The sequence below is a fragment of the Aminobacter sp. P4_D5 genome, assembly GCF_056401815.1.
Genome location: NZ_JBFUIP010000120.1, coordinates 1 through 17,544, shown reverse-complemented (window position 1 = coordinate 17,544; position 17,544 = coordinate 1). Strand labels below are relative to the sequence as shown.

Genomic DNA, 17,544 nt, shown 5'->3' with positions numbered 1-17,544 from the left:
GGAGAGGACTGAAATGAAGAAGATTCTGATCGTACTGGTCGCGATGTTCTCGGTCGCGGGATTGAGTGCCTGCGGTACCATTGGCAAAGGCAAAGGAAAGGCTCCTCCGCCTGTTGTCGAACCGGCACCGATCTACAAATAGCAATATCCTTCTCGCCGGCGCCTATGCCGTACAGAAGGGAGTCGCGCCCGGCATGGGCTTGCAAAGTGCCGGGCGCGGTCTCGCAAATAAAAGAATAGAAACAAAATAATGGCTGGCGCGCGTTGCCCTTGGGCCTAGCTTTTGCGCCGACGTCCAAGTGCCGCTGCGGGCGGCCTAGCGGCACCGCGTTCGAGATCCCCCACCAAGACAAAATTCCTGCTGACCGACAAGCGTGACGAGCGTCTAGTCGCGAGTGCCTTCCGGCCGAGGCCAAAGCAACGTTGTCATGAAGATCGCATAGGCGATGGCCGCCAGGATGTAGGCGACCCGCGTGGAAAAGGAATCGGCTGCAGACCCCGGAAGCGGAGATACGCCTGTTCCGAATACGAGAAGGAAGATGGTCAGTGCGCCTGCGTAAAGCTTGGCGGACGGTTCACGCAACGCGGCACGACCGCCAAACACCAAGCCGGCCAGCAGTACCAATAGAAAGAGGAAAAGGAGGGACGGCCGCACTTGAAGCAGCCCGAATGCGACCGACGCGGCCACGCCTCCAGTGATGTTGGTTATGACGAGCCCCAAGGCTGCACGTGTGCTGGCCGCGGTGTCGAATTGCGAAAGCAGCGACACCACTGTTATCGGAATGACAATCGCCGTCGCCAGTTCTTCGCGTGTCAGACAGGCAACCACAGCGATCAGCAGTATGGCGGTGTTTGCCGTAGCGTACCGCGCCGCGCGCGGATATGTCGTCGCCGTCACGGCCTCAGGAGCGGGGCTGCCTCTGTCTGGAATCAGGGAATAGGCCCCCCACATCAACAGCATGCCGGTCACCACACTTTGAACCAGGATCGTCAGAATGGTGTCACTGAGATCTTCGTTCAAAATTGTGAGGAGCGGCACCATGACCGCAATGACCAGGACGAGAAAGATCGTGGGTCCGCCCTTGCCGTTCGCCTGCTGGTAGAAACATCCAAAGTAAATCAGCCCGAGCAGCAGCAGCAGAACCGGTGGCCGGTCGCCGGTGAGAACGGCCACGAATTGCAGAAGTGCCCCGACGACAAGAATGAACGCTGCGACTGCCAACCCCTTTTTCACAGGCATGGGGCGTGAACTGGAGATCAGAAACTGTGCCGCAAACAATGGCCCAAGGAAGGGGATGATGGCCCCCGAATAGACCAGCCAGGTAAAGCCGACCGCAACGGCAAGGGCTATGCGCAGACCCTTGCGTTTTACATTAACGAGGCCCTCCTCGTAGGTAAGATGCGCGTCAGCTGACATAGGTAAGGATCGACAGAATTCGGATCCAGATGCTGCCGAGCGCGTTGGTGACCGGATGGTCTCCGGTGTAGATGACGACGTTTGCCTGCGAGCCGTACCGCACGCCCTTGGGCCGCCCTTCGTCCAAAATCAGGCGGATGGGAAAGCTCTGTGGCGTCCTCACCCATCCAGTGTCTGTGGAAAGCTTCGGCAGGCCCGTCGCCGGATCGACGCTTCCCTGAGCCACCCCCATTCCCACGCCTTCAACTGTGGCGGCGAAAATCTGACCAGGAAGAACATCGAATAGCACCTCCGCCCGGTCGCCGGCGGCAACCCGCTCAAGGCTGTTTTCCTTGAACGCGGCCGTGATCCATATCGTGCCGGTGTCGATGAAGGTCATCGCACTCTCGCCAGCGCTGATCATGCCTCCGACGGAAAGCTGAAGATTGGTGACGACGCCTTCCGCCGGCGCTGAAACCGTCGTGCGCAGCAGATCAAGCTGAGCGGTTTGAAGCGTCGCGAGCGCCTCCTTCAACTGCGGATTGTCTTTTCCTGCGGGTCCAAGCTCCTCGCGAGCCCGCGCGAGGTCGGCTTCGGCTGCATCCACGCCTGCATCTGCCTGATCCAGTGCGGCCGCAGCCTCATCATACTTCGCCTGGGCGTAGATACCGCGCCTGACAAGTTCCATGGCGCGAGTAGCTTGATCCTGGACGTTGACCCGGACAGCCTTGGTCTCCACAACCCGGGCCTGGGCGACATCGACGGACGCTGTCGAAGCGCCGATCGTCTGACCTACCCCTGCAAGGCGTGCTTCCGCCTCGGCAACCGCAAGCCGGTACTGTTCCGGGTCCAGTCGAAACAGCATCTGGCCGGGCGTCACGGCGCTGTTGTCGGCCACGCCCACCTCAATGACCCGCCCGGTAACCTCCGGCGCCACGCCCACGACATAGGCACTGACTGTCGCCTGAGAGGAAGAAGGTGTGCGCCGCTCCATGAAAATCGTCACGACGAATATAAGGAGGGCCAGCAGGAGCACGGTAATTGCGATCGTGCGCTGCGGGTTCTTCTCTTTCAGCGGCGCGCCCACCGTATCGGGTGCATGATCACGAGAGGTCCCGGTTGCATCCGACGCCATGTCGTTCCCCCCTGGATCACGCGGCGATCGAGGCCGCAGCTTAATATGCTTTCCTTGGCATCGACGTCGGCACTTGCGTTGGAATTGCAACTTAGTCCGCAGCTTTCGCCATCGCAACGGGCACCGACGATGCTCAATCCAAGGAATCCGCCCCGGCAGGTTGAGACTACGTCTTTCGAGGTACGCCTGCTTGCGGGCACTTGCGACAGTCTTGCAGGAAGAACGAAATAGGTAAATAGTCAGCCGAAGCATGGAGCTTTGGTAAATCCAAGCGTGGCCGGGCAGAGGGGAACAACAATGGACCCGAACGCGACGCCCCACGAACGCGAGCCTTCGCTCCCGAAGACGCTCGACGCAGCACTTCAGATCGCGCTCGTGGCCTTACTGATCTTTGCCTGTAGCCGCATCATATTGCCCTTTACCGGCATCTTGCTTTGGTCGGCGATCCTCGCGGTGATGCTGTATCCGCTGCACCGACGCCTGGTCACCCGGGTCGGCAATCGCTGGTCGGCGACGCTGATCGGATTGGTCAGCGTCGCGATCATGCTGGTACCGCTGGTGGTAGGGGTGACGGCGCTTGGGACCTCGATAATGGCGTTCGTCACCGACTTGCAAGACGGCAAGCTGACGGTGCCGCCGCCACCCCCATGGCTTGCCGACCTCCCGATGGTCGGCCAGAAACTGACCGAGACATGGGCGCTGGTCGAGACAAACATGCCGGCGGCGCTTGCCAAATACGGCGATATGCTCAGTGGGCCCGCGGCATCGCTGGCGTCGTTCGCGGGCGGTTTGGCCGCCGGCCAACTGTCATTCATACTTTCGTTCGCAATTGCCGCTGTGCTCATCGCCTATGGCAACGGCTGCATCGAATTTGTCACGCGCCTGTTGGAACGTGTCACCGGCAACAAGGCTCAAGCCCCCCGTCTGATTGCAATGACGGCCGCCACCATCCGTGGCGTGGCAATCGGCGTGGTCGGCGTTGCCGTCATCCAGTCGCTGCTGATCGGTGTAGGCTTTTTCGCCATGGGCCTTGCGACAGCCGGACTTTTGACGCTCGTGGTGCTGTTGTTTGCCGTCGTGCAGGTTCCGGCGGTGCTGGTGACGCTACCTGTCATAGCCTATGTCCTTGCTACGGAACCGACCACACCGGCGATCATCTTTACAATCTGGACCCTCATTGCGGGGCTCAGCGACAATCTGCTCAAGCCATTGATGCTCGGCCGCGGGCTTGAAGTTCCGATGCCCGTCATTCTCATTGGTGTCATTGGCGGGATGCTCGCCGACGGCCTGCTCGGCTTGTTTGTTGGCCCGGTGCTGTTGGCCGTTGGCTACGTGCTGCTCATGGAGTGGCTACGGCATGACCCAGTTGAGGGAAGGCCAGGTGCGGAGACTCAAGGGGCACTGCCGGTAAGGGATGGAGACGATGTGCGGTAGTTGATTGCTAACTCTCCCGCCCGCCGAAGCTTGGCTACCATACAGCAGCCCCCCGGCGCAGGAACCAATTCGCAAGACGGAATTCTTAACGGCAAGCAGGGGAGTTCCCAGACAATGTCACATATCGGGTCTTGGCAGTCTTTACTTGCTTATCTATGCAGATTTTCTAGAAACGCAACTTTTAGTTCGCTAGCAACAGTATCGAGCATTCTTGTCGTTCCAGTTTCCGACGCCCGTTCCGCAGAAGTAAAGTATACGGATTTCCCCTTCTTGATATACTGTGAAGTCGGAGACGTTCATCATGCGTTCTATCTATCCAAGATAGGCCCAGATGGAGTCGCCGTTTATATTTCGCAGGCTGGCCAGGCCGGGACGATAACGCTAACCGGAAAACCGCAACAGATAGGTGGAGATACTGCGGGGAGTTGCGAAGGCAAAACGCTTGAGGAACTGCGTTCCGTTGGGCAGGCTTTTTACCTGCAACGCTGATTTTGGCACGCTGACGGCAGGGCTGGCACTAGCTCGCCATGGGTACCTGCCCGGCTCAACTGGCTTGTTGCTAAAAGCTCCCTTTCAGCCGCGACCGGGGACGTTCACGAGACGGCAATGGCTAACTCTCGTCAATCAGTCCGATGACCATAGACCGCTCGCCTCGCTCCCAAGGCGAGGGACGGGCTTTCCCGTGCTCGCCCGGCATCGACCGTTTGCAAAGAGCAACGAACGGAGCGACATTCAAGGCGTCGTCCAGATTGTCTGTATTGCTTATGCGAAACACAAATTGGAGGAACTGCCATGAGGACTGCAAGTCTCGTCAGTTGCGCTGTCATTGCTCTGGCTGGTTTTTGGGGCGCCGCGCCGGCCCTGGCGGAAGAACCGAAAAAGGCTGACATCGACGCTGCGCGCAAGGCGCTGGAGAAATACCAGGATCCTTACGTAGCCGTGCGCGACCTTTATCTCTCGACGGTGGGATGCGTTCACTACAGCGGCGAGAAGATCGCCGGGGCCATGGACTATCCGAAGGGCGCCATGGGGATTCACTTCGTCAACGTCACGCTGCAGGGCCCGCCCGATCCAAACAAGCCAAACGTGCTGATCTATGAGCCAGACGGCAAGAAATTGCGCCTGGTGGCGGCCGAGTGGCTGGTGCCGCTTGCGGCGGCCAAGGAGCGCCCAAGCCTGTTCGGCCAACCCTTCCAGGGGCCGATGGAAGGGCACGAACCGCTTATTCCGAAAGAGTTCGTCCACTATGACCTTCATGCCTGGCTGTTCAAGGATAACCCATTGGGGATGTTCAGCCCGACCAACCCTGATGTGAAATGCGACGGGTCGGACTTCAGCCTCCTGGAGAAGCCGACCAAAATGGTGCATGCGCAGTAGGTCAACTGCTCAATCCACTCGCGGTCTTCCGGCCAGGCCGGCCGTCCCTGTCGACAGAACGGCTTGGCCGGCCGCTGGTTTGCTAGCTCAAGCCGCCGTCGACGCCGTGTCGACGACCTCGAAGTCATGCGTCAGCGTGGCCGACTTGGCCAGCATGGCTGATGCCTAACAATATTTTTCGATTGACAGGCTGACGGCCCGCTCGACCTTGGCCGGTGCGAGGCTGCGACCCCTGACCACGACATGCATGCGGATGCGCGTGAAGACCTTGGGGGYGATCTCGGCGCGGTCGRCATCAGCTTGACGGTGCAATCCTCGATTGCCTCTCGCGCCGCGAGGCGGTCAGGTCAATCCGCTGGAACGCGACGTTGATGCCATCAATCCGCCGGCTGGCCCGCGCCGTCCAGCCCCACCCGGGCTCCAGGCTGGAGATGATGCCTGAGTTGCGCTACCCATGGCCAAATTTCAATTCCTAGCCATGCCCCCTACGCTTGAGGCTACTGATGAACTCGTCGAAGGCGGCGATATCGCTGGGCTCGGCTTCCTGGCCGCTAAATGCCAGAAGATAGGCAGGAACGTGTGAGACCCTGACGTCGAGCGCTTCGTCGACGTCGAGCGCGTAGTGGCCAATCTGCATGAAATAGAGCACACGGGCGCGTATGAAGGCGTTTTCCTGGTCGTAACCATAGCGCCGGTACATGGCCGTGATCGCTTCGATGCGGCGGCGGTCGGCTTCGTCGATGACGGTCCGGATTGACGTATCGCGGCGGGCCCAGATCCGAACGGCAGTGTCCAGTTGTGGGTCGAAAATGCTATCGTCGATCCAGCACTGGAACACATTGAGGATGGCTCGGTTGATGCTGGGCGCCGGCCGAAGCGCGTGGTCGACCACCGGGTCGGTATTCCGGCGCAACCAGTTCTGAAGCAGCTGGTCGTGCAGGTCCTGGAGGCTTTCGAAGAACCAGTAGAAGCTCGACCGGGAAACGTCGAGTTTCTTGGCCATGGCCTGGATCTTGACCTGGTCGATGCCATCTTCGACCAGGGTCCTGATCGCAAGGTCGAGCCAGTCCTGCTTGGTCGTGCGTGACGAGTCCTCAGGCACCGCTTCTGCTGGCTTTGGTCCTCTTTCTGGCACAGTCGGTCTCCCCCTCTTAACTTCCATTCTATACGGCGGACCTAGGCTTGTGGGGCAGAATTTTCACCTGCTCGAGGCTACCGCAACTTTATGGCACAGAAATGTACATATGTGTATAGACAGGCGCCGACTTACCTGTAATGTTGCCAGCTAACGCAGAGGCAACCTCGCCAGCTCGTTAGAGTTTCTGCCTGCCGCATCTTGTGCGGCAGGGTGGGCTAGTTGCGTTCAGCGGGTGCTGATTTGGTCAGTGGGGGGAGCCCGATGGAGCGAGATTTCCGTTCGTCGCCAGAGTTTACGGCGACCTTGAAATTGTACGAAGTCCTACTTGCGCCGGGGGGGCACATATACAGCGGCCGCGCGCTGTGCGGGCACGAGAATGCTCCCCATTTCCACTTCATCGGCCAGAGCTTCGAGCGCGGTCTCGAAGACGGCGTAAGCAATAGGCTTTGCCGTGTTGCACGGTACGGCGGCGCGGTCGAGCGCCTGAACGAACGGGAAACCCGCCAGATCAGATTGTCGCCCGAGGAAAACAAGTTGGCGGTGGCTTGCGCCGGCGATGATGCTGCTGCCGACCGGATCGAGATCTGGTCGGATGGCCGCTGCCTGAAGGCGCGGACTGTTGCCGGACGGATCGAGCAGATCGCCTGGTCGGCGGACGGATCGAAGCTGCTGATGGTGGTGGCGGGCACGGCCGCCGATCTCGCCGGCATTCATGGTGGCTTCGCCCAGAAGCAGAAGTCGAATGCGCCAGCATGGATCCCGGAAGTTCGCTCCGATGAAGGCGGCGAACTGTGGCGCACGATCTGGACCTGGGATGGCGAGGGCGAACCGCGCCAGCTGACAGGTGCACCTTTGAACGTGTKGGAAGCGAGTTGGTGCGGCAACGGTTCGATTGCGGCGATCACCAGCGACCATCACAGCGAGGGCAGCTGGTATCGGGCAGTCCTCTCCCTCGTCGATGCAAGCTCGGGTGTCGCAACGACGAAATACGCGCCGGCCGACCAGATCGGCTGCGTCAGGGCTTCGCCCGGCGGTGGCAAGATCGCATTTGTAAGGGCGTTCTGCAGCGATCGGGGCATCGTCTATGGCCAGCTCTGCCTGCTCGACCCACGCGATGGAGCGATCGAGGTGCTGGACAGCCAGGGCGCCGACGTGACTTCGATCGAGTGGCGGTCGCCCTCCGTCATTCACTTTGCCGGTCTCCGCGGCCACGAAACGGTTGCTGGTGACTACGATCTCCGTCGCTCGGCGGCTACCGAGAGCTGGGCCTCCAAGGATTTCTCCCATGTCGAATGGGTCCCGACCTCATATCCGATAGGCGAAACCGGGTCCCTGTATCTAGGGGAAGCCTATGCGCGGGCTCCGTTCCTGGCAGAATTGTCCGCCGGCGGTTTACGCGAGGTAGCAACGCTGGCCGCGCCTGGCGCAGAGCAGGCAATGTCGTCTTGCGGCATCGTCGAGCCATTCAGTTGGACAGCACCCGATGGGCTGGAGATGCAGGGCTGGGTGATACGCCCCCGCGATATCAACGGGGCGACACCGCTTCTGGTGGATGTTCACGGTGGGCCGATTTCCGCTCATGGCAACCACTGGATGGCGCGGACGCGTGCGGCGCCGATGCTGGCTAGCCAGGGTTGGACGATCTTCTTGCCCAATCCTCGCGGCAGCACCGGCAGGGGTGACGCCTTCGCCCGCGCGGTCAAAGGCGACATGGGCGGCGCCGACGTCCTGGATATCATCAGCGGCGTAGATGCACTGGTTGCCAAGGGCTGGGCTGATGACGCGAAGGTCGCCGTGACAGGATCGAGCTATGGCGGATTCATGTCTGCCTGGCTGCCGTCGCAGAGCGAACGCTTCGCTGCGGCCATCCCCCTGTCGCCCGTCGGCAACTGGTATAGCCAGCATCGCACCACTCAGATCCCCGAGTTCGACGAGATCATGCTCGACGCTTCGCCCTGGGCGGAAGCGGGAGCCTATTTCGAACGCAGCCCGGCCTTCTTCAAGCACAAGAAGAAGGTGCCGACGCTGGTGATGGCAGGCGGCATCGATCGCAGCACGCCGGCAGGCCAGGCGGAGGAATGCTATTTCGCGGCCCTCAGGTCCGGCTCGCATGCCGAGCTCGTCATTTATCCCAACGCCGGGCACAGCATGCGCAGCTACCCGGAATATCTCGACAGTGCTGCCCGCATCCTGTGGTGGCTCGGCAAATACGTGCATCCGGCCGTCTGAGCGCGCGGCACGAGGGGAGAACATCATGACCATGAATGCAAAACGCGAACGGATCGTCGTCGTCGGTGGCGGCATCATCGGCTGCTGCACCGCCTATCACCTGCTGAAGGCAGGCGCTGACGTCACCGTCGTCGAGGCCGGCGAACTTGCCAAAGCAACCAGCGGCGCAGGCGCGGGCTTCGTGTCGCACTGGTCCGCCGGCATGATCCCGCTCGGCGAGGAAGGGTTCAAGCTTCAGCAATACGGGCTCGACTTCTACAAGGCGTTGAGCGAACTCGGCCAGGAAATCGGCTATCGCCCGAACGGCACGCTCATCATGGCGCTGACGGAAGAAGGCCGCGAAGACTTCGTGCGTCCTGTACTGGAGTCGCCTTATGCGCCGGCCGAAATGCAGGATCTCAACGCCGCCGAGATTGGCGAGAAGATGCAGGGCCTGATCGACCCGTCCAAGGTCCACTCGGGTGCGTACAACCCTCATGGCATCCAGTTCGACACGACCCTGGGCCTGCGTGCACTGGCCGGAGAAATTGCCAGGTTGGGCGGTACATTCCGGGACCACACGAAGGTCACTGGCATTGAAGAAGCCGGCAACGGCGTGACGATCGAGACCGACAAGGGCACGTTGCAAGCCGATGGCGTGGTGATCGCTGCGGGCGCATGGAACAACGAGCTGCTTGAGACACTTGGCTGGAAGCTGCCACTGCTCCGTGTGCTTGCAACCCGCATCGTGACAGATAGCCGTGGTTTGCCGTCGACCATCCCGACTGTCCAATGCCGCGAACTGGGGCTGTGGCTGCGCGAAACCTTTGGCGCCATCATGTGGGGAACGGGCGGGCACTACCACCCTTATCACAAGCTCAGCGACGCATGGATTGCGCCCGGACAACCGCACAAGGCTGACCTGATGCAGGCAATGGCCGATGGAGATCTCGCGCGTCTGCAAGAAGTGTTCCCGCCGCTGCGCGGATCGAAGATCGCGAGCTGGGCGCAGGGCGTGCCATGCTACACGCCCGACCGTGGTCTGCTGGTCGGCCGCGTCCCCGGCACGACCAACATCGTGGCGGTGGGCGGCGACAATGAAAGCGGTGTGAGCCATGGCCCGGGCCTTGGCCGCCTGTCGGCAGAATTGATCCTCGGCCAGTCGCCCTTCGTCGATCCAACCCGCTTTCGTCTCGAGCGGTTTGAGAAGGACACCTTCGCGACCGAAGCGGAGGTCGAAGCAGCCATGCCGAAATGGTCGCGCAAGCGTGATGGGCATTTTGCGGATGCGCAGCGTGCGTGAAGCGCAAAGCCGTCATCCGGTTGCCTTGAACATGCCCGTCTACGGTGAAGGGCCGGGAGCACGGCGCGGATGAGCGCGCCGGGCAACCAGATTGCGGCCTCCGCCGGGCGCTCGAACAACCTTCTCGCAAGGCTGATCCTGCGCCGCGTCCTGCTTGGCTTCGGGTTGCTGCTGGCAGCCTCGATGCTGGTCTATGGCGGGGTCGAGATGCTGCCGGGCGATTTCGCCGCGACCTATCTCGGGCGCGACGCGACCCCGGAATCAGTCGAGCATGTGCGCAAGGAATTGGGCCTCGACCGCCCGATGATCCAGCGCTACGGCGAATGGCTGGGGGGTATCGTCCAGGGCGATTTCGGAACGTCGTGGTCCAACCACAACTCGGTCGCCGAGCAGCTCTGGAAACGGTTGGGCAATTCGATGCTGCTTGCCGTTGCTTCAGCAGTAATCGCGGTCCCATTGGCACTCGGCCTTGGCATGATCGCGGTGCGCTACCGCAACCGCTTTCCCGACAAGGCCATCAGCATCCTGTCACTCGCCGCGGTGTCGTTGCCCGAGTTTTTCATCGGCTACCTGCTCATCCAGTTCTTTACCGTCAAGCTCGGGGTCGCGGCCTTTCCGGCGACCGTCTATGACGGGATGAGCCTTGGTGAGCGGCTTTCGGCCATTGCCTTGCCTGTTCTGACGCTCGTCATCGCCGTGCTGGCCCACATGATGCGCATGACGCGCTCGGCGATCCTCAACGTCATGTCGTCGCCCTATGTGGAAACCGCCGAACTCAAGGGGCTTTCGGCGCTGCGCGTCATTGCCGAACACGCCGCGCCTAATGCCGTGGCGCCAATCGTCACGGTGATCGCGCTGAACCTTGCAGCGCTCGTGGTCGGCGTCGTCGTCATCGAAGTGGTGTTCGTCTACCCGGGCATCGGCCAATACATGGTGGATGCCGTGACCGTTCGCGACATGCCCGTGGTCCAGGCCTGCGGGCTGATATTCGCGGCCATCTACATTGTGCTCAACCTGTTGGCCGACATCGTTTCGATCCTGGCGAACCCACGCTTGAGGCATCCGCGATGAGATTGAAATCGATGCCTACAAGCGCACGCGTGGGTGCGGCGGGGATCCTGGTCGTTGTGGCCTGCGCACTCTTTGCGCCGCTGATCGCACCCTACGATCAAAGTGCCATCGTCGGTGAAGTCTGGGCCCCGATGGGGGGAGACTTCCTCCTCGGTACCGACAGCCTCGGTCGCGATCTCCTGTCGCGCCTAATCTATGGCGCACGCGCCACGCTCTTCGTCGCCTTGGCCGCCACCACGCTGTCATTCGCCATCGGCATGCTGCTCAGTTTCACCGCTGTCGTCAGCGGTGGCGTGGTCGATCAGCTTTTGTCGCGGTTCAACGACCTGATGATGTCCGTTCCTGGGCTGATCCTCGCGCTTGTCGTGCTTGCGGTACTGCCRCAAGGCACCCTGATCCTCATCCTGGTCATGGCTGCGATCGACTCGACGCGCGTCTATCGCATCGGCCGGGCGGTCGCGCTCGACGTCAGCGTGATGGATTTTGTCGAAGCCGCCTGGCTGCGCGGCGAAGGCAAGCTGTGGATCATCTTCCGCGAGATCCTGCCCAATACCCTGGCGCCCCTGCTGGGCGAGTTCGGGCTACGTTTTGCCTATTCCATCCTGTTCCTGTCGACACTGTCCTTCCTGGGCCTCGGCATCCAGCCCCCGGCCGCCGACTGGGGCGGCATGGTCAAGGACAACAAGGACGGCATCATTTTCGGAGTTTCGGCCTCGCTCATTCCCGGCGCTGCGATCGCCGCCCTGGTCATCTCGGTCAATCTGGTTGTCGACTGGATGATCAATGCCACGGCGAGCCTCAAAGGAGCGCGTGGCGATGAGTGAGATGCTCTCGGTCCGGAATCTGCGCATCGAGGTGCGCGCGCATCAGGCTGATGGATCCACCACTGACCTTGTGCTGGTGGATGACGTCTCCTTCGATGTTGGAAAAGGAAAGGTCCTTGGCCTGATCGGTGAGTCGGGTGCGGGTAAATCGACCATCGGCCTGTCGACACTGGCCTATGGCCGCGGTGGCGTGCGCATTTCAGGCGGGCAGGTCCTGCTCGATGGCGTCGACGTGACGGCTCTGTCGCCGGGCGGCGTGCGCACCATACGCGGCGCGCGCGTGGCCTATGTCGCGCAGTCGGCTGCCGCGGCCTTCAACCCCGCCCACAAGCTCGGGCGGCAGGTCATCGAGGCAACCGTGCGACATGGCCTCATGACGCCGGYGGAAGCGAAGAAGCGCGCCCAGTATCTGTTCAAGGTGCTTGGCCTGCCAGAACCGGAGCGCTTTGGCGAACGCTACCCGCACCAGGTCTCGGGTGGTCAGCTGCAGCGTGCCATGACCGCCATGGCGCTTTGTGCCAAACCCGAMCTCATCKTCTTCGACGAGCCGACCACGGCGCTCGACGTGACCACGCAGATCGAGGTTCTGGCAGCAATCAAGCATGCGATAGCAGAGACCGGAACAGCTGCGCTCTACATCACGCACGACCTTGCTGTCGTCGCCCAGATTGCCGACGACATCATGGTGCTCAGGCACGGCAAGACGGTGGAATATGGACCGACCCGACAGATCATCGAGACGCCGCACGAAGACTATACGAAGGCCTTGGTGAGCATCCGACAGGCAGTGCGCGAGCCTTTCCGCGCTGCCGAGGAAAACCTGCTGAAAATCGAAGGACTGACGGCCGGCTACTCGAACGTGACTGTCCTGCACGACGTGTCGCTGTCGCTGCCGAGAGGCCAGACATTGGCGGTGGTCGGCGAGTCCGGATCGGGAAAATCGACCCTGGCGCGMGTTGTCACGGGGCTGCTCCCGCCCAATCAGGGCATGGTCACTTTCAAGGGCGAGAGGCTGCCGCCCGCCCGCAAGGATCGTACGCTCGACCAACTGCGCCGCGTCCAGATGATCTACCAGATGGCCGATACGGCGATGAACCCGCGCCAGAGGGTCGGCGATATCATTGGCCGGCCGCTCACCCTCTATTTCGGCCTCCGGGGGGCGGAGCGGACCAGGCGGGTCACCGAACTGCTTGGCCAGATCGAGATGGGCCAACAGTTTCTCGACCGCTATCCGGCCGAGCTCTCAGGTGGGCAGAAACAACGTGTCGCCATCGCCCGGGCATTGGCGGCCGAACCGGAATTGATCCTGTGCGACGAGCCGACTTCCGCGCTCGATCCGCTAGTGGCCGAAGGCATACTGAAGCTGCTGATGCGGCTGCAGGAGGAGACCTCCGTTTCCTACCTGTTCATCACCCACGACATCGCAATCGTGCGGGCGATCGCCGACCGCGTCGCGGTCATGCATCGCGGCCGCCTGGTTCGTCAGGGCGACAAGGCGTCCGTCCTTGCTCCACCTTATGACGACTACACCGAAAAGCTCTTGAGCTCGGTGCCCGAAATGGAAATCGGCTGGCTGGAGCGCGTCCTTGCCGGGCGCGCGCTGGCTCCGGTTGCCTGACAGATCTTCAATACAGGGGGAATGGAAATGAAGAAATCGAACTTGATCGGCATGGACCTCGCGGCAAGCCGTCGCGACTTCCTGAAGGGCACGCTCGGCGCCGGCCTGCTGCTCGCCGGACTTGCCAGCACGGCCCATGCGCAAGCGGCGGCAACGCCGAAGAAAGGCGGCACCCTCAAGCTGGGTATCGATGGCGCTGCCACGACCGATACGCTTGACCCTGCAAAAGTGATTGGCGCCTTCGCCTTCCTGCTTGCGCGCACGATCGGCGATACGCTGGTCGCCAGCGATCCTGCCACTGGCAAGGCTCTCCCGGGCATCGCCTCCAGCTGGGAATCCAGCCACCAGTCAAAGGACTGGGTGTTCAAGATCCGCAATGACATCACTTTCCACAACGGCAAGGCGCTGACCGTGGAGGATTGCGCCCAGACGATCCGCCGTCACATGAAGGAAGAGTCCGGCTCCGGTGCGCGGGGCATGATCGCCTCTATCGAAACCGTCGAGGCCAAGGGCGAGGAACTCCACGTCAAGCTCTCGGAGAGCAATGTCGACCTGCCACTGGTCTTCACCATCCACCTGCTGATGATCCAGCCCAATGGCGGCATGGACAATCCTGCCGAGGGCATCGGCACCGGCGCTTACAAGCTCACCAGCTTCGAGCCGGGCGTGCGCGCCGTGTTCGAGAAGAACGTGAATGACTGGCAGGACCGTGGCTACGTCGACAGCGTCGAGATGATCGCCATGAACGACGCGACTGCACGCATCGCGGCGATCTCATCGGGGCGCGTTCACTTCATCAATGCCGTCAGCCCAAAAACAGTGACACTGCTCAAGCGCGCGCAGAACGTCGAGATCCTCAACGCACCGAGCCGGGGCCACTACACGCTGCCGATGCTCGTCGACACCGCGCCCTTCGACAACAACGACCTGCGTCTGGCGTTGAAATATGCCATCGACCGCGAGGCCCTGCTGCAGACGACGCTGGGTGGCTTCGGCACGGTCGGCAACGACTTCCCGATCAACGCCACCTATCCTTACTTCCCGTCCGATATCGAGCAGCGGGCATATGATCCGGACAAGGCCGACTTCCATTTCAAGAAGTCTGGCCATGACGGGCCGGTCGTGCTGCGCACGTCTGATGGCACTTTCCCCGGCGCAGTGGATGYGGCGATCCTCTACCAGGAAAACGCCAAGAAGGCCGGCATCCAGATCGAGGTCAAGCGTGAGCCGGCTGACGGCTACTGGAACAATATCTGGCGCAAGGCCCCCTTCTGCATGTCCTACTACGGCAGCCGTCTGACCCAGGACCTGATGTACGCCACCGAGCACCTGTCGGGTTCGCCAGCCAACGAGACCAATTTCAATCGGCCGGACTTCGACAAGCTCATCAAGGAAGCGCGTGTGGTCGAAGACGAGGCAAAGCGCGCGGAACTGTATCATGCTGCAGCATTGATGGTGCGCGACGAAGGTGGCTCGATCATCCCGGTCTTCAACAACAACATCAACGCCGCGACCGCCGCTCTCAAGGGCTATGCCGACGACGTCGGCAACGACATGTCAAACGGCTACATCGCCTCGCGCGTCTGGCTGGAGACGTAGGCCGTCTGCCGCCACAACGGACAGGGGCTTAGGGAGGCGCCCCTTCGGGCGACTGACCGACAAGTCCGCACAATGCACGCTCGGCCGTCATGAACAACGGCCGAGCCTATAAAATTGGTACCCAGGCATGGCGGCATGCTTGCAGCGCACTGCGGTGCCTTGCAGCGCACTTTCAATTGCTGGACGAATCGAACTGCAGTGTGAAGACGCCTCCGGCAATGCCTTGGTCGATGGTGGGAGAAAAACTCAATGGCGTGCAGCGTTGAGCTGCCGCTACCGCCGCATCGACAAAGGCCTTTCGCGCATTCGCATCGCCTTTGACACTGATCGCTGTCGGCCTCGGTCTGCCCATCAAGAAGCCGTCACGCTTGAAGCTGAAGCTCAAGGTAACCGACGACCCGCTCGTGCCAGGTGGCGCATTCCAGCACGCCAGGAGTGCTGCATTGACCTCTTCCATGGACTTGAGCGGCTCGGCCCGGGMCTGCCCGAGCATTCCGGCCGCCGCAATTGCTACCCACATGATCCGATGTTTCATGACAGGCTCCTTGCTAGCAAGACGCTGCCCGCATGGTGAGGCTCATCATCTCCAAATTCAGTCAGCCGAAATCATGCGGCRACGCATATTGCCGCATTTAGGGCAGGCCTTGAAGTCGGCTAGCCAACTATCGGTTTGTTGATCTCAAGCCGGCGTCGATGCCGTATCGACGACCTCGAAATCATGGGTCAGCTTAGCCGACATGGCGAGTATGGCGGAGGCCGAGCAGTATTTTTCGATCGACAGATTGACGGCGCGCTCGACCTTGGCGGGTGCGAGGCCGCGGCCCTTGACCACAAAATGCATGTGGATGCGCGTGAAGACCTTGGGGTCGGTCTCGGCGCGGTCGGCATCGAGCTCGACAGTGCAATCCTCGATCGCCTCGCGGCCCTTCTCCAGGATATGGACGACATCGTAGGCCGAGCAGCCGCCAGCACCGATCAGCATCAGCTCCATCGGGCTTGGGCCGGGCGTCTGGCCGCCCGGTTCCTTGGCGGTTCCGAGCACGATCTTGTGCCCGCTGCCGGACTCACCCACGAAGGTGCGATCTTCAACCCATTTGATGCGTGCCTTCATGACAGCCATCCTTCCATGCAAAAATTTCCGCGACCATGCGCTCCAGGTTCATAACCGGATGCGGGCCAAGGCGTCGAGTGTCGCGATCTGACGCGGGCAGATTTTTAAGAAGTCTGGGGCCCTGTTTCGTTCGAAGGCTTTCCCGACAAAAGCGTCGCCAGCCAGCGCGTCGAGGGCGACTGGCTTGTGTAGACGATGAAGGCGATCAGCACCGGCACGCCGAGGAACGCGCCTGAAATGCCCCACAAGAAGCTGCCGAAGAACACCGCGAAAATGACGGCGAATGGCGAGATCGCCAGCGAAGCACCGGTGAGCAAAGGCTCAAGATAGCTGCCGATGATGAACTGGATCAGGTTGAGGCCGAGAAACACGACGGCTGCCATCTGCCAGGATTCGAACTGGGCGATGGCGAACATGGTGGGGAACATCGTCGCCACGAACGGGCCGAGGAACGGGATGTAGTTGAGCGCAAAGGCGATGGCGCCCCATGCGCCGGCAAGCTCCAGCCCGGCAACCAGCGCGAAGCCCCAGACGACGAGCCCGGTGAGGATACTGGCGAAAGTTCGCACCACCATGAAACGGCGCAGCTTGGCGCCGATCTGACGATTGGCCAGCAATATTAGTTCGCCCTGGGGCTGGGCGTTTGGTGATTGGAGGCGGCGGTTGAAGTCTTCGACCTCAAGCAGGCCGAGCATGACGAGGATGAAGACCAGGACGGCGAAACCAGCCAGGCTGTTGAGCCGTCCGGCGATCCCTTGGGTGAAGCCGACCAGCCAGGTGACGTCGAAGCGGTCGGCAAGCGGCCCGGCTATGGCAATGCCATGCCCCTCCAGCCAATCGGTCCAGTCGGTATAAACGGCCTGAAAATGTCCGGCATTGGCAAATAGCCACTGGCCGAGCTTGCCGAAGCCCCAGATCACCGAAGAGCCGACGGCAAGGACGATGGTGATCGTGATGCTGACGGTGATGAGCAGCGCCAGGAGCTTGGGCAACCGGCGCTGCAACGCAAACTGCACCGGCCAGACCAGGGCGATCAGAAACAGCGAAAAGACCAGCGGAACAAAGATCGACTGCGCAAAATGCATCAGCGCCAAGACCAAAATACCGGTCGCCAGACCCCCAACCATCCGGCCCTCATTTTGAATTGGCATGTCCCCTCCACGCGCTTGCCTGTCACTGATCTAGCGCAAGTTGGTGTACCAGAGAATGTCCCTGCGTCCCGCAATGCAGATTTAGCTGATGCGCAAAACACAGCCCTGTGGTTCGCGCATACCACTCCTGGCGAGGCACCGCTCACTTGCCTATTCCCGCTGAGAATACAGCCGAAGGT

General features: G+C 61.4%; 15 protein-coding genes and 1 pseudogene. 9 read left to right on the top strand and 7 right to left on the bottom strand.

What is annotated here, in order from left to right; translation table 11 throughout:
• Positions 1-13 precede the first annotated feature (13 nt).
• Positions 14-142, top strand: a complete 129-nt coding sequence (locus AC1DWF_RS21980) for a lipoprotein (RefSeq protein ID WP_476783986.1) — start codon at positions 14-16, stop codon at positions 140-142.
• Between the two features lie 243 nt (positions 143-385).
• Here the strand turns inward: AC1DWF_RS21980 and AC1DWF_RS21975 are convergent, their stop codons facing one another.
• Positions 386-1,417, bottom strand: a complete 1,032-nt coding sequence (locus AC1DWF_RS21975) for a DUF2955 domain-containing protein (RefSeq protein WP_476783987.1) — start codon at positions 1,415-1,417, stop codon at positions 386-388.
• Complete coding sequence (locus AC1DWF_RS21970) at positions 1,407-2,531, bottom strand: HlyD family secretion protein (RefSeq protein WP_476788517.1); 1,125 nt, start codon at positions 2,529-2,531, stop codon at positions 1,407-1,409. The genes AC1DWF_RS21975 and AC1DWF_RS21970 overlap by 11 nt, the downstream gene beginning before the upstream one ends.
• Before the next feature lie 297 nt (positions 2,532-2,828).
• Between AC1DWF_RS21970 and AC1DWF_RS21965 the strand changes: the two genes are divergently transcribed.
• Positions 2,829-3,965: an AI-2E family transporter gene (locus AC1DWF_RS21965; RefSeq protein ID WP_476788518.1), complete on the top strand. Its 1,137-nt coding sequence runs from the start codon at positions 2,829-2,831 to the stop codon at positions 3,963-3,965.
• A gap of 792 nt (positions 3,966-4,757) precedes the next feature.
• Positions 4,758-5,342, top strand: a complete 585-nt coding sequence (locus AC1DWF_RS21960) for a hypothetical protein (RefSeq protein WP_476783990.1) — start codon at positions 4,758-4,760, stop codon at positions 5,340-5,342.
• An 87-nt stretch (positions 5,343-5,429) separates the two neighbouring features.
• On the opposite strand, the pseudogene AC1DWF_RS21955 reads toward AC1DWF_RS21960, so the two are convergent.
• Both AC1DWF_RS21955 and AC1DWF_RS21950 read right to left on the bottom strand, forming a co-directional pair.
• A pseudogene (locus AC1DWF_RS21955) lies at positions 5,430-5,671 on the bottom strand (OsmC family protein); the annotation flags it as partial.
• 143 nt (positions 5,672-5,814) lie between these two features.
• Positions 5,815-6,444: a TetR/AcrR family transcriptional regulator gene (locus AC1DWF_RS21950; RefSeq protein ID WP_476783991.1), complete on the bottom strand. Its 630-nt coding sequence runs from the start codon at positions 6,442-6,444 to the stop codon at positions 5,815-5,817.
• Positions 6,445-6,789: 345 nt separating this feature from the next.
• Here AC1DWF_RS21950 and AC1DWF_RS21945 point away from each other — a divergent pair, with 345 nt between their 5' ends.
• The 6 genes from AC1DWF_RS21945 (at position 6,790) to AC1DWF_RS21920 (ending at position 15,103) form a co-directional block, all read left to right on the top strand.
• The gene (locus tag AC1DWF_RS21945) at positions 6,790-8,709 is read left to right on the top strand and encodes an alpha/beta hydrolase family protein (protein WP_476842053.1); all 1,920 of its coding nucleotides are present in this window, start codon (positions 6,790-6,792) and stop codon (positions 8,707-8,709) included.
• A 25-nt stretch (positions 8,710-8,734) separates the two neighbouring features.
• Positions 8,735-9,991: an NAD(P)/FAD-dependent oxidoreductase gene (locus AC1DWF_RS21940; RefSeq protein ID WP_476784186.1), complete on the top strand. Its 1,257-nt coding sequence runs from the start codon at positions 8,735-8,737 to the stop codon at positions 9,989-9,991.
• A 69-nt stretch (positions 9,992-10,060) separates the two neighbouring features.
• Complete coding sequence (locus AC1DWF_RS21935; protein ID WP_476788521.1) at positions 10,061-11,062, top strand: ABC transporter permease; 1,002 nt, start codon at positions 10,061-10,063, stop codon at positions 11,060-11,062.
• Entirely contained in the window at positions 11,059-11,886 is an 828-nt protein-coding gene (locus tag AC1DWF_RS21930; RefSeq protein ID WP_476784188.1) for an ABC transporter permease, read from the top strand. The genes AC1DWF_RS21935 and AC1DWF_RS21930 overlap by 4 nt, the downstream gene beginning before the upstream one ends.
• Positions 11,879-13,504, top strand: a complete 1,626-nt coding sequence (locus AC1DWF_RS21925) for an ABC transporter ATP-binding protein (protein WP_476842052.1) — start codon at positions 11,879-11,881, stop codon at positions 13,502-13,504. The genes AC1DWF_RS21930 and AC1DWF_RS21925 overlap by 8 nt, the downstream gene beginning before the upstream one ends.
• A gap of 27 nt (positions 13,505-13,531) precedes the next feature.
• Positions 13,532-15,103, top strand: coding sequence for an ABC transporter substrate-binding protein (locus AC1DWF_RS21920; RefSeq protein WP_476842051.1), 1,572 nt, complete (start codon positions 13,532-13,534; stop codon positions 15,101-15,103).
• 172 nt (positions 15,104-15,275) lie between these two features.
• Here the strand turns inward: AC1DWF_RS21920 and AC1DWF_RS21915 are convergent, their stop codons facing one another.
• The 3 genes from AC1DWF_RS21915 to AC1DWF_RS21905 form a co-directional block, all read right to left on the bottom strand.
• Positions 15,276-15,638 carry a hypothetical protein gene (locus AC1DWF_RS21915; protein ID WP_476842050.1) on the bottom strand — a complete coding sequence of 121 codons (363 nt, stop codon included), beginning with the start codon at positions 15,636-15,638 and terminating at the stop codon, positions 15,276-15,278.
• A gap of 144 nt (positions 15,639-15,782) precedes the next feature.
• Entirely contained in the window at positions 15,783-16,214 is a 432-nt protein-coding gene (locus tag AC1DWF_RS21910; RefSeq protein WP_476784192.1) for an OsmC family protein, read from the bottom strand.
• Between the two features lie 104 nt (positions 16,215-16,318).
• Positions 16,319-17,365: an AI-2E family transporter gene (locus tag AC1DWF_RS21905; RefSeq protein ID WP_476788523.1), complete on the bottom strand. Its 1,047-nt coding sequence runs from the start codon at positions 17,363-17,365 to the stop codon at positions 16,319-16,321.
• Positions 17,366-17,544 lie beyond the last annotated feature (179 nt).